Origin of the sequence: Rhodococcus sp. 66b (assembly GCF_002076325.1) — a bacterium.
Classification (GTDB): Bacteria; Actinomycetota; Actinomycetes; order Mycobacteriales; family Mycobacteriaceae; genus Rhodococcus_F; species Rhodococcus_F erythropolis.
The window spans coordinates 16,844-31,171 of the sequence record NZ_MUZB01000001.1 but is presented as its reverse complement, the minus strand read 5'-3'; the positions used below and the strand labels follow the sequence as shown (position 1 = coordinate 31,171).

The following is a 14,328-nucleotide window of genomic DNA, read 5'->3' as shown; positions in this document are numbered from 1 at the left end:
GAAAGGACATGGCGATGACCGACAGGGACGTCGATGTACCCACGAGGATCCTGATCGAGGGACTACTGCGCACGGACGGAACTGTCGACGGACGCACCCTTTATGCCACCGCCGACGCCCTCGACAAAACTGATCAACAGGTTCGGCTGTGTATCAAGCGGTTGGTCACCGAGGGGAAGTTCACTCAGGAAGGTCGCGGGCGGCAGGCCACGCTACGAGCAACGCCGAAAGCCGTGCGCGAGATGGAACCCGACGTCGAATTCGTTCGGCTGGCTTATCAACAAGACCGCGACACTGTGACGCGGTGGGACGGGTATTGGCACCTGGCCGGATTCGCAATTCCGGAGTCGTCACGGAAAGCGCGAGATGCGCTGCGTACCAGGGTCGTTTACCTCGGCGGCGCGCTCGTCCAGGGCGGTCTGTACGTCTCGCCGCACGCCTGGGAACCGTATATTCGCGATGCGGCCGCCGAACTCGACGTCGAACAGCACCTGTCTTCTCTCACCACGCGAGATCTGAAAGTGGGCATGCTCGAAGACCCCGTGAAGATTGCCGCGCAGTTGTGGCCGCTGGACCAGATCGCTGACGGATACGAACGACTACTCGACGTAGCGACCGCACGTCTGCACAAACTGCAGAACAGTCCGGGTACTGATGCTGTCACGATGACCATCGAACTCGCGGCGGAATTCACGCGAGCCATGGAACCGGATCCGCTGTTGCCGCCGGAACTACTGCCCACCAACTGGATCGGCACGAGGGCTCGGTCGATCACTGCGCAATGCTGGACGCTTCTGGCACAGGTGGACGGTGCCGACGAATTACCGTCGCTGTTCCACCTGTACGCAGATGCAATCGGTGACGATCAGGACGCAAGCGTGCGCTGACGGGGCGGCAGTCCGAAACGCCCGAGAACCTCGTCGACTGCGGTGGACGGTGTGACAAGTCCGCGATCCTGAAGCCACGGAATGGTGCTGTCCACCAGATGCTCGAGCGTGCGAGGCAATGCGAGAGGCAGCAACGTAACGCCGTCGGCGACCTCGGCAGCTCGGACATCGGCGATCAAACTGCCGAGACCGGAAGGCGTTCCGACGTAGTGAAGCGAAACGGGAACCCGCGGCGCCGTCAACGCGCTGTCCAACTGTGCAAGCTCTTTACGGGCGGAGCGAGCTTCCGGCGCGATCAGAATCTCGAGATCGACCAGTACTGCGACGCTGTCGGGATCGCGTCCTTCTTCGGCGACAGCAGCGCGTATCCGTGCACGTTCGAGCTGTGCCTCACGCAGGTCCGCAGCGCGAATCCGAACCACATTGGTAGGGAATGAAGCTAAATCGAGAGCCTTTTCGCCCTCGGTGAGGTCCACCCAGTAGTCGCCGCCGATGATGGGCAGGTTGCCGGGTGCGCCCTCAGCTGCCGGATGGTGACCGGATCCGGTCAACTCGACCGCTACGTGCAGAGAATGCGAAGCGCGTGAAGACATGTGAGACCTCCGAAAATCAGAAAAGTATGGGATGAGCGAGACGAATCGTCAGCCCGAACACATTCCTGACGAGGTGCGGCACAGATCGACATGGCGACGGCACCACTGACCGAGAGTGATGCTCACTCTCAAAGGGGTGGCGGGGAAATCCGCTGGTGCCATGGCTGCCATGCTAGTTGTCCGTTCGAGTTTTCGGGGACCGAGCTCAGCTCAGACGCACTCGGCTGCGCCGGCGTTGTCGTCTGCGGCTCCGAGGAAGGGGCGGGTCTCGGGCACGGGGTTCCACGCACCGGCAGTCTTGGCGTAGTTCCAATCACGCTGATTCGAAACCAGGATGTTCACGGCGTCTACCAACCGCGTCACGTCGTCCGAGCTGCTACCGAGGCCGAGGCTGGCGCGAACTGCACCGCCGGAGAGGCCGAGGCGTGCGAGAACCGGGTGTGCGCAGAAGCGACCGTCGCGAACTCCTATGCCGTGCTCGGCGGAGAGGAATGCGGCGATTTCGCCCGCTTCGAATCCGTCGACGGTGAAGGTGACGATTCCGACGGCGTCCGGTGCGTCATTCCACAGTCGCACGAGCGAGACGCCCTCGATGGCGGACAATCCGTCGGTGAGCTGGGCGGTGAGTGCCTTCTCGTGCTCGGCGATGACGTCGAAGTCCAGCGCGTGCAGGGTTTCGCATGCGGTCGCGATGGCTGCCGCACCGAGAACGTTGGGGGAACCTGCCTCGTGGCGGGCAGGCGCGCAGGCCCACTCCGTGGACTCGATGGTCACCTCACGCACGGCGCCGCCGCCGGCGAGGTACGGCTGAGCTTCGTCGAGCCAGTCACGGCGTCCGACCAGAACACCCGCGCCGAAGGGCGCATAGAGCTTGTGACCGGAGAAAGCGATGTAGTCGACCCCGCATTCCTGCAGGTCGATGCGACGGTGAGGAGCCAGCTGAGCTGCGTCGACGAGGATACGTGCGCCGCAACGATGAGCGATGTCAGCCAAGCGTGCAATCGGCAGGATCTCGCCGGTCACGTTGGAGGCACCGGTGATTGCGAGCAGCGCTGCAGGCTTGGTGCACAGTTCACCGATCAGACGCTCGATCGTCTCTTCGATGGTGTCTGCAGCGGTGACGATACGAGCGTCGTTCCACGGCAACAGGTTTGCGTGATGCTCGACATCGAGGACGACGGTGCTGCCGGGGACGCACTGCGCAAGCAGGTTCAGCGAATCGGTGGTGTTCCGGGTGAAGACGACAACCTGATCGTCGGCACAGTTCACGAAACGAGCAACGGATTCACGAGCGTTCTCGTAGGTGAGCGTGGAGATCCGAGACGCGTAGCCGGCACCGCGGTGGACGCTGGCGTATGTCGGCAGCAACTCGGCGATACGGTCGGTGACCTGGGCCAATGCCGGCGCACTCGCGGCGTAGTCGAAGTTGGCGTAGGAGCATTCGCCGCCCTGAACCAATGGAACCTGCAGGTCAGCACCCGAAACCTTGGCAATCGCGGTGGTGCGGCAGGTGTCGGCACTCAATACAGCAGTCATCGAAGACAATCCTCACGTTCAAGGACTCGTTCGTCGGGTGATGGCCCCGGAAGAGTCCGCGCTTGCCGCATTCGTTTTCGAACGCAGCCGGGTCGTCACCCGGAGCACCCCACCGCGGAGGAGGGTTGCCGACCAGCAAGCCGGGGCTGAACACTGGTACTCGTGACCTGGCAACGAGGATGGCAGGAACCTCCCGTGCTTGTCAAGACGAAGCCGCGAAGATCTCCGTCAGGGCGCGATGGTCCGGCAAGCAAGGTGGAGCGCGAGTCTCGTTTCCGGATCTGCGAGATCCACCGAGAGAAGGCGCTGAATTCTATCGATCCGACTCGATACGGTGTTGCGGTGCAAGCCCATTCGGGTTGCGGTGTGAGCCAGAGACGATTCTTTGTCGAGGTACGTCGACAGAGTCTCGAGCAACTCTCCATTCGAATCGCGTAGCGGCGCGAGCAGTGCCGCGGCTGCGGGCTGAAACGTGTCGGTTCGCGTCCACGCCAGCAGCAACTGCGCCAGACCCAGGCGGTCCACGTGCAGGAAGCGGCCTGTCTGCGACCTCGAACCCGCGAGCCGAGCGGCATCCCCGGCCTCAGACAGGGACGCACCGATTCCAGCCGGACCGTCGTGTGCGCGTCCCACACCGACCCAGGTCTCCATCGTGGGTTCCAACCTCGCCTGAGCTGCACGGATGCTCTCGGCGATCCTGGTGATCGACTCCGGTCGCGGCTCGCCCGGCAGAGTGGTCCACGCTGCCCAGCCGTCAGCCTGTTCCACGACATTGGCGTCGATTCCCTCGGCGGCGAGGGCGTCTGCGACCTCACTGCGCCTGGCCACCAGGTCGACCTCACCGACCGCCAGGACTTTGATGCCGATATGCCATCCGTCCAGTGCCCAACCCGCGTCGAGTGCGCGCCGGAGCAGTCCGGGTGTGGCGTCTGCTGACGTGTCGATCAGTTCACCGAGTAGCGCGCTACGCCGGCGCGCTTCACGCTCGTCGACCATGCGTGCAACGGCCAGTCGGTGCCCGGCAGCCAACGAGGCCACGTCGAGAACCACTGAGAGAGAAGCCTCTTCGACGCTTTGACGCACCGGGAGCAGCACCGCCAGCCAGGGCTCTCGGGCTGCGCCGGACATCACCGGGCACGCAATCAGGACCCCGCCGGAGTCCAATTCAACAGTGGTGGGCGCCCCGCGGCCCGACAACATACCGGCGGCTGCTCGATCAGCGTCGGACAACAAATCGGCGCCGGTCAGCGGGCGTCCGGACGCGTCCAGGAGGATGAACGAACGCTGAAATGTGTTCAGCAGCACCGACAGAAGATTCTCGACGCTTCCGCCGGCCCGCTGGCCCGCGTGTGTCGCCCGCAGTACCGCGTCGGCCATCACCGCCCGCGAATTCGAGAGAAGATCACGAAGATCCACGCTGAACTGCCACGGGTCGGATACTCCGAGCACCACCAGTCCGAGGCGATCGGCAAGCAACGAGAGATTCGCATCCTCCGCCGCAGTGCTGTGTACCGCGAGCACCCGGCAGCCGGTCGCCGCCGTGCGTCGAAGGAGAGCGTCGAATCTCCACTCCCCGACGTCGATTCGATCGAGAATCACCAGAACTGATCCTGCACCCGCCGCACCCGACACGGCCTCGGCTGACTGTGCCGATTCCCCGGTGAGCGCTCCCACTGTCGTCACGACGGGATCACCTTCGCCGGCAAGTCGATACAACCCGACAAAGATCGGGTTGTTCAGCAACGCCGACACACTCGCGCTCATTGCGCCTCCATCAGCACTGCGTCATGGTCGATCCCGAAGGCCCGCGGGCCGACAACTTTCAACCTGCTCACATCTTCCGCCCACCACTGAGGGCCGGGCAGAACCAACACGGCCACATCTTGCCCCTGGTGCACTGATTCGCACGAGACGAAGGCACCGGTCCGGACGTCGAGCAACGTCACGATGTCCGGACATGTCGCAATCATCTCGCCGTCCGACGCGACGGTCAGGAACTCACTTTCGAATTCGACTCGTATCACCGCAGAATCGTGTTCGAGAATCACGTTGCCCCGACGATCGCCGGCGTTCGGGCGACTACGACGCACCGCACGCACCCGGCCTGTCCCCATTACTCGCCCCCCGGAGCTTTCGGCGATCTCCCGCCAACTGCCGAGGGTCCCGACGTGCTGACCCAGTTCATATGCTCGGGACAGAGTTCCCGGAATGCACGCCTCCTGCACAGTCCGCGCATCGATCGACGCGATCGCCAGAGCGCCCCAACCGCTGGTTCTCCCGATCAACGACCGCACTGCTACCTCGGCGCCCAGCACATCCACTCCGTCGACGACGGTAATGAGGCCGCCGGGCTGGGCGAGAGTGACCGGGCACAATTCCAACCCGGCTGCGGCGAGAGAGAAGTGATCGAGCCGAGGCATCGCTCGACCGAGCAGGTCCGCGTCGACCACGGGAATCCCCAACGCCAACGCCGCCGCAATGCCGGAGAGAGCGTTGAGTCCACCGCCTTCGAAAGTCATCACCGAGGTCGGACGTTTACCAGTCCACCGCGTCAAAGCTGCTGCAGTGTCGGCAAACTCATGCCCGGAGGGCAGTTGCTCTTCCAAAGCCAGGGCCGATCCGACGATTCCCACCGGCATGATCAGCGCCCCGGACGGCAACTGGTCCGGCGCGATGACTTCCACGGACGTTGACGTCATCAGTGGACGCAGCATTTCCACGAACAGGCGTGGATCGCCACCCCCACCGCAGCCCAAGACCACCGCCCCCGCTGCGATCGCGTCGAGGTCGGCCTCCCGGACTGCGTGCAGCCTGCTCACGGCTCGCTATTCTGCCAGTACAGGTTGCTCGAGTGTCTCCACCGGCAGGAACGGGCGATCGAGTCCGAAGCTTGCCGGGCCGAAGACCGCCAGTGCCTCCGGTGTTCTCATGATCGGCGGAGTCGCGATCCCGATGACCGCAACTCGCTGCCCGTACCGCAATCCCTCGGTGGTGATGGGCTCGGCAGTGTCGGCCTCGACGATGCAGATAAGGTCTGGCACGATCGCCACCATTACTCCGGATTGCACGGCGATCAGATTTTCGTTCTGGAACTGAACTTCCAGCTCTTCGTCTCCGACGCCGGCGATCCGCACCGAACCTCGAGCGAACCCCTCATCGGTTCGCCGGTCGACATCGATCACCTTGCCGTGAAAGAGAACTCGCCCGTATCCGTAAAGCGTGTCGGAGAGACCGTCCACCAGCGCCTGAACCGGGTCCACCCGCTGCTCACGTGAAAGCCTGATGGACCGACCGATGGCCAAGGCCAACGACAGAGTCCGGGGGATCGCCGTCCGCTTCACATCTGCACCCGTCATCGAGTACTGCGCGATATGCGCCATCCCACCGAACCTCGACGTCACCCCGCGTGCGAGGCCCTCCAATCTGCTGTTGTCGCTGCCGGTGTCGAAGATCGCCACCTCGTCGTGCTCGTTCGCCATGGCGAGCGGACTCGCCGAAATCCCGTACACCGAGAAGGTTTCCATCTCGAGCTGAGGAAAGGCTCGTCCCATCCCGTCGGCGTCGACAACCGGCAGTCCGCGCCGCGCTGCCACCAGCAACGGAATCATCGAATTGATCCCGCCGCACTCCATCGGCATCGTGGCATCTGCAGTTCGCCCCGTGTGCTTCTCCAACGTGATCAGCGCCAGCTCGGGTTCGGTTCCGCGCGGCATCTTCTCGACCACGACGGTCGGTGCACCCATCTGCGCGACGGGGATCACCCACGCGTCGTCGTCGAGCTCCTCCGGATCCAGAATCGTTATTTCACCGGCTTCCCCGAGCGCCTGCGTGACCAACATCTTGCCGACGAACGGATCTCCCCCGCCGCCGGTCCCCAACAAAGCTGCGCCCCTGGCGAGGTCGTCGAGGTCTGCCGTTCGTAGTGTCCAACTCATCGTGAGCCTTCCTGACCGGTGGAGACCAGAGCACTGTGCAGTGCCAAGTCACCGACTGCCTTCACTCGAATACGTGTTGCGTTGCCCGGCAGATACGGAATCGGGACCTCGTCGAACTCCACGATCTGCACCGACTCGGGCCGTGCGCCTGCTGCGACTGCCCGATCGATCGCCTCCTGGCGAGCGTCGTCGGCAAGAATCTGCCTGCGCCCGTCCCGTACCGCTTCGACTCGATCTACCTCACCACTGACCTGCGCGATCGCAGCGCCGATCGCATTGGCAACGTCGAAGCGCTCAGGACGAATCACCGTTCCCAGGCCGGGAAGTTCGTGCTCCAGCAAAACCGATCCCCCGCCAACCGCCACAACGGGAAGTGGATCCGACGTGGTCCGCATCTGTTCCACGGCGTCGGCGACCCGGCGCGAGATCCGGTCGAGTGCCGTCGACACCAGACCGCGGTCGAGGTGCGCCACCGCGCTGCGATCTCCGACGTCGGCCAAGCCTGCCGCGACGGCTATGTCGGTGGCCGTCAACGTGTCACCGCCGAATACGAGTGCCCGTGAACCCAATTCGTATCCCACAGATTCGGGTCCGACTGTAAGTCCGTCCGCATCCACCAGCGAACCACCACCGATACCGATCGAGAAGACGTCCGGCATACGGAAATTGGTCCGTACCCCCGCGACCGTCACCTCCGTGGTGGCTTCTCTGGGGAAACCGTTGGTCAGTACGCCCACGTCGGTTGTGGTGCCCCCGATGTCGATCACCGCACAGCTGGCCAGACCGGACAGAACAGCGGCGCCTCGCATGGAGTTGGTCGGTCCCGACGCGAAAGTCGCCACCGGATAACGCCTTGCGTACTCGATGTCCATCAAGGTTCCGTCGTTCTGGCTCAGATACAGCGGTGCGGCGATGCCGTGCTCGACCAAAGAACTGGCAAGACCGTCGACGATGTGATCGGCAAGCTCGCGCAGCGCAGCGTTGATGATGGTCGCGTTCTCCCGCTGGAGTAGACCCACTCGACCGATCTCGTGAGAGAGCGAAATTGCGACGTCCGGACCGAGTTCCTGACGCACGATCTCCGCTGCCGCCGCTTCGCATTCGAGATTGACCGGAGAGAACACCGACGATATTGCGACCGAACGAGTACCGCTGCGAGCCATGTCGGCGGCATGGCGACGAATCTCGTCGGGATCCAGCGGTGAGATACGACGACCGTCGAACTCGTGCCCACCGTGAGCGAGGTAGTGCCTTCCTTGCACAGCGGAGACCAGGTCTCGCGGCCACCCCACCATCGGCGGAAGCGCTGCGGTCGCCGGAAGCCCCAATCGCAGAGCCGCTGTTGGTGCAAGTCCTCGCTGCTCGATGAGAGCGTTGAGAAAGTGCGTCGTGCCGATCATCACTGCTTGAACAGCGCTGGGAGAGAACGAGTACTGCTGCTGCAGCGCCGTCAGAGCTCCGCCGATTCCGCCGGTGATGTCCTTGCTGGTCGAGTGTTTGACATGCCCGATGACGGTGGTCCCGTCCATCAGGACCGCATCGGTGTTTGTACCACCGACGTCGATTCCGATTCGCATCGCGAACTCCCTTCTACAGTGTTTGCAGTGCTAGTGCGTGAGCGCAGATGTTCCCGAAGGCTCTTGCGGCGCTTCGGTTGTGGTGCGTCCGACCCCGCGAATCAGGCCGAGTCGACCCGCGACGACGTAGAGAACGAATGCCGAGGCCACCGCGTTGATGGACGGCAAACCGAAGGTGCTGTAATGCCCGATCAGCGCCGAGACGATCCAGATCACCAACGTGGCCGGCACCCAAGTGGGCGCCGAGTTCGGGAGGGTACCCGCGGCTCGACTCTCTTCCAGGTCCTTGCGCCAGGTCTTGACGATGAAGTACTCCGCCACCATGATTCCGGCGATCGGCGGGAATCCGACGCCTAACAGGATCAGGAAGTCGGTGAACGAGTTCAGGATTCCGGCAGCCGCGAGGATCGAACCGGTCACACCGACCACAGCGGTGACGACGGCGCGATTGATGCGTCGCCCGAACACGACGTCGATGAAGTTCACGATGCCGAGCCCCGAGCTGTACAGATTCCAGTCGTTGATCTTGAAAGTTCCGAGAACAATGATGAGAACGCCGACCCAGCCGACCGACGACAGGATGATCGTGGCGATATCGGAACTGCGAACGGCATGCGCAAGAAGTACACCGGTCAATCCGATCACGTATTCGCCTAATGTGATTCCGACGAGTGTCTGCTTCACGACGTCACCCGCCGTGCGGTTGAATCGCGTCATGTCGGGTGTGATCACTGCTCCGGCAATGAAACCGCCTGCGACGATGGTGGTTCCGGCGAGGAAGCTGAGCTCCGGCCCGGCTGGAGCAGATGCCATCAGATCTGACAGCGAGTGATTGCGCAGTTCGGAGATGACGGCCCAACCCACCAGAAGCAGGAACAGGGGAACGGTGATGTTGGCGATCAGCTGCATGGAGCCGAATCCGCGAAGGACTATCGCGGTGATCAGAAGGCCGAAGACCAGGGCCCACGCCCACTGCGGCAGAAACGGCATGATTCCGTGCAAACCTGATGCAGAGACAGCAGATTGGATGCCGAACCAACCGATCAGGCTGACTCCGATCACCAGGCCGATCACCGCGGAACCAGCGTGCCCGAATCCGCACCAGCGTGCGACCACCGACGTGTTGAGCCCTTCACGAACCCCGATAATGCCGATGAAAATACAGACGACCTCGAGAATCACCGCCCCGACTGTCAATGCCCAGAAGGCATTCCAGAACGTCATGCCGTAGCCGAGCGTCGCACCGAGCAGGAACTGTGCGAGTGCCGATACCTGACCGAATCGCTGTACTGCCACCGAGAACCACGAATACCGTGCTTCGTCGGGAACGCGGGTGAGCGCGTAGTCGTCACCGTCGGACACTTCACCGCCGGCGGCGGTCGTTGATGTGTTTTTCATGACGGACTCCTCGAATAGTTGGGAAGTGTTCTTGGAGAAGACGGTACGAATGTGGCCGGGGTCACGCCTATGGGCGAATTGGCGTTTCTTCGTGTTACGACAATGCATTTCGCACAGTCGTCTTTCACTCAGTCGTCATTTCACTCAGTCGTCAAATGGCACGGGTCTAGCGCAACGCGTACCCGCCGTCGGGGTACAGCGTGGAACCCGTTGTGTACGTGTTGGTGAAGAGATAGAACACCGCTTGTGCAATCTCGTCTTCGTTCCCGACACGGCCGAGCACGTTGTTCTCCGCACTCCAGGTGAACGCCGCCTCCCGAACCTCCGCCGGGCGCTGAGCCCACAGATGCCCGTCGATGGTTCCGGGAGCAACGGTGTTGACGCGAATCGGCGACAGTTCGACCGCCAGCCCCCGCCCGAGTCCCTCGATTGCCGCATTGGCCGCAACGTAGGCCGCGGCAGCCGCGGGTGGCCGCACACTGGCAGCACCGGACATGAGGACCACCGATGCGGTGGGTGTCAGCCTGTCGAGCGCAGCGTGCACGACGCGGTACTGCCCCCAGAACTTGGAGGTGAACGGCGACGCCGCTTCCTCGACGCTCTGTTCGCGGAACGAGCCGACCTGGTAATCGGCAGCCGTGGTGAAGAGAGCGTCGACGCTGGGGATGTTGGTGAAGAACGCTTTCACCGAGTCGTCGTCGGAGGTGTCGACGGTGAACCAGTGCGCCGCCTCACCCAGCTGCGTGGCCGCTGCTTCCAGCTTGGATGCGGTTCGGCCACCGAGAACTACCTGCGCGCCGGCGTCGACGGCAAGGTGCGCCACCCGCAGCCCGATGCCTGTTCCGCCACCGATCAGTACGACGGTCTTGCCTGAGAGAGGAGAAGGTGTCGTTGTCATGCAGCGACTGTAAGGCTCACCGAATTGTCCCGACATGTGCAGAATGCACAGATTTCACCACTACACGGTGCTAAGTATCGAGACTTAGCTGGTAGAGATTGCCGCCCCCGGGGATCTCGCTTGACGACGTTTGCTGCGTCGAAACTGCCGTCACATGCACTCCTCCTTCGAGTTCGCTTGTAACAAAACAACTCCCACGACCGAAAATGTCGGTGAACCACAACCGCGAAGGGAAGTAACGAATATGGGATCAGCAGATGTCATGGCCTGGCTCGCCGAGGGTTACCTCGCCGGCGACCCGATTCGCTATCCGCTCTACGTCGGATCGATGTTCCTCGCGATGCCGTTCCAACTGATCGGCGTAATTCTGGGTCACCCCTTCTGAGTCGCCCCTATTGAGTCACCCCTTCCGAATCGTCACATCAGGCCAGGGCGGTCGACGTAGAACTGCCAGGGTTGCGATCACCGCGGCCGCCAGCCCGATGAACTCCCCCATCAAAGCCGCCCTGGTGTGATCGACGGCCGGTGACCACGACGGCTCACCCTCGTGGATCGAGAACACTCCCACTGGCACCGGTATCGGGTCGCCCCGCCACTGCCGGTGTAGTCGCGAAACCGTGATGATCGTCGATCCGTCGCTGGTCTGGTGCGGTTCTCCGAAGATCATCGAGGTCCCGGAATCCGCCCGAAGTCGCTCCACCGCATCACGAATCTCCATGATCTCCATCGTCGCACCGAAACAGCAGCCCTGTGCGAGTATCGGTCGATGGCCGAGTGGTGGAATCCGAGCAGGCGCGTCGAGCGATGGTGGCAGACGATCGTGCTGGTTTGGCTACTCGTTTTCTTCGGCCCAAGCACCATCGACAAGGTCATCACAGAACCCACAGCTTGGAATTGGACATTCCTCGCAATCTGGCTTTTCGCGACGGTCGGGTCTGCTTACTACGCAGTCCAAGCCTGGCGAAACAGGAACAAACCTCAGTCGGTGTGGTGGGAAGGGACAACTGCCCCCACCGAAATCCCTGCCGACGACGTCCGTAGTGCACTCGCGTCGACTGACGACCGTATTCCGGCAATCAAGGCACTACGCGAACTGCATCCGGGCTTGGGTCTGAAGGATGCGATGGATCTGATCGACGCTCAGCGGGGCGAACAGGGCCCGCATCACTGATAGTTGCGACCATCACAATCACAGTTAGGTATCGACACCTGACCGCCACGATCGGGCAAGCACGCCAGGAGTTAACCACCTGACAGACAGGCTGTTTCGCCGAGTTTGACAAATGTGGTCAATCGGTGAGCGTCGACTCGACCGATTCAACTCACCGTACCAATCGAATTCGCCGTTCAGCATTCCACTCATGGCCCAATGCCACTATTACCCAACGATTTACAACCGGAACTACGGCATCCAGTGAGAACTTTCGCGACAGTGCAGCATCTTTCGTCCAGTTGAGTTGACCGAAACTTGACGTTACGTTGAATTTCAAAGCAATAGCCCGGTCTTGACCTGCGATGGTGTGAGCGAAACGCCCACCTACGCGTGACACGTGGCCGCCCTGATGGGCGCTGTGAATGCCTGAACGTTCGAGGAGTGGAATGACTGCGGTCAAAACTGCGTGGCGTGAACTACGGAAACCCGTGTTCATCCCCGCGTCGATAGTGATCTTTGCCCTGATCGCCTTTGCCGTGATCTACGCGGGAACCGCCGCGGATGCTTTCGAAACACTCAACAACGTGATCAGCGACGGCGTCGGCTGGTGGTACATCCTCTCGGCCACCGGTTTCGTGATCTTCGCTCTGTACTGCGGAATCAGCCGCATCGGCAACATCCGATTGGGACGTGACGACGAGCAGCCCGAGTTCGGGATGCTCTCGTGGTTCGCGATGCTCTTCAGCGCCGGCATGGGCATCGGGCTCGTGTTCTACGGAGTAGCCGAACCACTTTCGCACTACGTGACCCCACCCGTCGCCGGGCAGATCGCCGGATCCACGGACGCCGCAGCCAATCAAGCCATGGAACTGACGCTGTTCCACTGGGGCTTGCATGCATGGGCGATCTACGTCGTCGTCGGCCTTGGTCTGGCGTACATGACCTACCGAAAGGGTCGCCCGCTGTCGATCCGTTGGCTGCTCGAGCCGCTCCTCGGACGGGCTCGCATCGAAGGAAAGATCGGCCACGCCATCGACGTCGTCGCCATCGTCGGCACGCTGTTCGGTGTCGCGACGTCGCTGGGCTTCGGTGTCCAGCAGATCTCGGCCGGCCTCGACTACCTCGGCTGGGTGGAGACCGACAACTGGTTGGTCATCACCATCATCGTCATCGTGACGGGCATGGCGACCTTCTCGGTCGTCTCCGGTGTCACGAAGGGCCTCAAGTGGCTCTCCAACATCAACATGATGCTCGCTGCCGCGCTGGCACTGTTCGTCCTGATTCTGGGACCGACGCTGTTCCTCATGCAGTCGTGGGTGCAGAACCTCGGCGGATACGTCCAGGCCTTGCCCGAACTGATGCTGCGCACGTCCCCGTTCGCCGAAGACGGCTGGCAGGGCGCATGGACCATCTTCTACTGGGGTTGGTGGATGAGCTGGGCACCGTTCGTCGGCATGTTCATCGCGCGCATCTCACGCGGCCGCACCATCCGCGAATTCGTCTTCGGTGTGCTGCTGGCCCCGACGCTGGTTGGTTCGTTGTGGTTCACGATCTTCGGTAACTCCGGCATTCTGCGTCAGCGCAACGAGGGCACGATGCTCGACGCATCCGGCGCAGTGGACACCAACACGTCGCTGTTCACGCTTCTCGACGGACTTCCGCTCGGAACGATTTCGAGTGTTCTCGCGATCGTCGTGATCGTGTTCTTCTTCGTCACGTCCGCGGACTCCGGCTCGATCGTCATCGACATCCTCGCGACCGGTGGCAGCTTGGAGACCTCCAAGATCACGCGTGTCTACTGGACGTTCCTCTCCGGTGCCGCGGCCGCAGTTCTCCTCATCGTGGGTGGCAGTGGATCGCTCACGGCGCTGCAAACCGTTGCCATCGCCACGGCTGTACCGTTCTCGGTCATCATGGTGCTTGCATGTCTGTCGATGCTGAAGGCGTTCCGATACGAGGTCGCGTCGGCACCACGCTACCTGCGGGTTTCCACAAATGCCTCGGCCTCGACCGACGTTCCGCAACCCACCGAAAAGCGGCTCCGCGATCTGAAGATCTCGTCGACCTTCGCCGGGCTCACCCCGTCACAAAGCGGAATCATGACGGATCCCTCCGACGCCCACATGCTCGTCGCGGTCCACGAAGTTCCCGCCCATGCGGTCAACATCGACCCGGATACCGGCGCCGTCGACTTCTCCGAGGAATCGAAGGTCGTCGATCCGCTGGGCGGAGAGGTGTTCGACACACCCGAGTTCGCCGACTCGGCAGAAGGCCACGCGCAAGCTGCCAGTACGGACTGACCGGCACGTTCGGCATGTTGCATTAGGCATATCTGTTCACCAACTCGCAAA

At 62.4% G+C, this 14,328-nt stretch carries 13 protein-coding genes and 1 riboswitch; of the genes, 4 read left to right on the top strand and 9 right to left on the bottom strand.

Going from position 1 to position 14,328, the window contains the following annotated elements; all coding sequences use genetic code 11:
* The first annotated feature begins 8 nt into the window (after positions 1-8).
* Positions 9-887, top strand: a complete 879-nt coding sequence (locus B0E55_RS00120) for a DNA-binding transcriptional regulator (RefSeq protein WP_030245214.1) — start codon at positions 9-11, stop codon at positions 885-887.
* Here the strand turns inward: B0E55_RS00120 and B0E55_RS00115 are convergent.
* From B0E55_RS00115 to B0E55_RS00080, 8 genes are all read right to left on the bottom strand, one after another.
* The gene (locus B0E55_RS00115) at positions 866-1,480 is read right to left on the bottom strand and encodes a hypothetical protein (RefSeq protein WP_021342717.1); all 615 of its coding nucleotides are present in this window, start codon (positions 1,478-1,480) and stop codon (positions 866-868) included. The two genes, B0E55_RS00120 and B0E55_RS00115, sit on opposite strands and share 22 nt — an antisense overlap.
* A 210-nt stretch (positions 1,481-1,690) precedes the next feature.
* A complete protein-coding gene (locus tag B0E55_RS00110; protein ID WP_019746685.1) occupies positions 1,691-3,016 on the bottom strand; it encodes an aminotransferase class V-fold PLP-dependent enzyme in 1,326 nt (441 codons plus the stop codon).
* 53 nt (positions 3,017-3,069) lie between these two features.
* A riboswitch (SAM riboswitch) is annotated at positions 3,070-3,184 on the bottom strand.
* A 60-nt stretch (positions 3,185-3,244) separates the two neighbouring features.
* On the bottom strand, positions 3,245-4,780 hold the full coding sequence (locus B0E55_RS00105) for a PucR family transcriptional regulator (RefSeq protein WP_080908857.1): 1,536 nt from the start codon (positions 4,778-4,780) through the stop codon (positions 3,245-3,247).
* Positions 4,777-5,835: a DUF917 domain-containing protein gene (locus B0E55_RS00100; protein WP_080908856.1), complete on the bottom strand. Its 1,059-nt coding sequence runs from the start codon at positions 5,833-5,835 to the stop codon at positions 4,777-4,779. Before B0E55_RS00100 ends, B0E55_RS00105 begins: the two co-directional genes overlap by 4 nt.
* A gap of 6 nt (positions 5,836-5,841) precedes the next feature.
* Entirely contained in the window at positions 5,842-6,951 is a 1,110-nt protein-coding gene (locus B0E55_RS00095; protein ID WP_020968290.1) for a DUF917 domain-containing protein, read from the bottom strand.
* Positions 6,948-8,528: a hydantoinase/oxoprolinase N-terminal domain-containing protein gene (locus tag B0E55_RS00090; protein WP_080908855.1), complete on the bottom strand. Its 1,581-nt coding sequence runs from the start codon at positions 8,526-8,528 to the stop codon at positions 6,948-6,950. Before B0E55_RS00090 ends, B0E55_RS00095 begins: the two co-directional genes overlap by 4 nt.
* A gap of 30 nt (positions 8,529-8,558) precedes the next feature.
* Complete coding sequence (locus tag B0E55_RS00085) at positions 8,559-9,926, bottom strand: purine-cytosine permease family protein (RefSeq protein WP_020906011.1); 1,368 nt, start codon at positions 9,924-9,926, stop codon at positions 8,559-8,561.
* Positions 9,927-10,092: 166 nt separating this feature from the next.
* Positions 10,093-10,824, bottom strand: coding sequence for an SDR family oxidoreductase (locus tag B0E55_RS00080; RefSeq protein WP_080908854.1), 732 nt, complete (start codon positions 10,822-10,824; stop codon positions 10,093-10,095).
* 244 nt (positions 10,825-11,068) lie between these two features.
* Here B0E55_RS00080 and B0E55_RS31795 point away from each other — a divergent pair, with 244 nt between their 5' ends.
* A complete protein-coding gene (locus B0E55_RS31795) occupies positions 11,069-11,209 on the top strand; it encodes a hypothetical protein (protein ID WP_003941170.1) in 141 nt (46 codons plus the stop codon).
* 15 nt (positions 11,210-11,224) lie between these two features.
* Here the strand turns inward: B0E55_RS31795 and B0E55_RS00075 are convergent, their stop codons facing one another.
* Positions 11,225-11,551 (bottom strand): hypothetical protein, encoded by a 327-nt coding sequence (locus B0E55_RS00075; RefSeq protein ID WP_046377860.1) that lies wholly within the window; start codon positions 11,549-11,551, stop codon positions 11,225-11,227.
* Positions 11,552-11,590: 39 nt separating this feature from the next.
* Here B0E55_RS00075 and B0E55_RS00070 point away from each other — a divergent pair, with 39 nt between their 5' ends.
* Together B0E55_RS00070 and B0E55_RS00065 are read left to right on the top strand one after the other, a co-directional pair.
* Complete coding sequence (locus B0E55_RS00070; protein ID WP_029254361.1) at positions 11,591-11,995, top strand: hypothetical protein; 405 nt, start codon at positions 11,591-11,593, stop codon at positions 11,993-11,995.
* Between the two features lie 428 nt (positions 11,996-12,423).
* Positions 12,424-14,277 (top strand): BCCT family transporter, encoded by a 1,854-nt coding sequence (locus tag B0E55_RS00065; RefSeq protein ID WP_007727149.1) that lies wholly within the window; start codon positions 12,424-12,426, stop codon positions 14,275-14,277.
* Positions 14,278-14,328 lie beyond the last annotated feature (51 nt).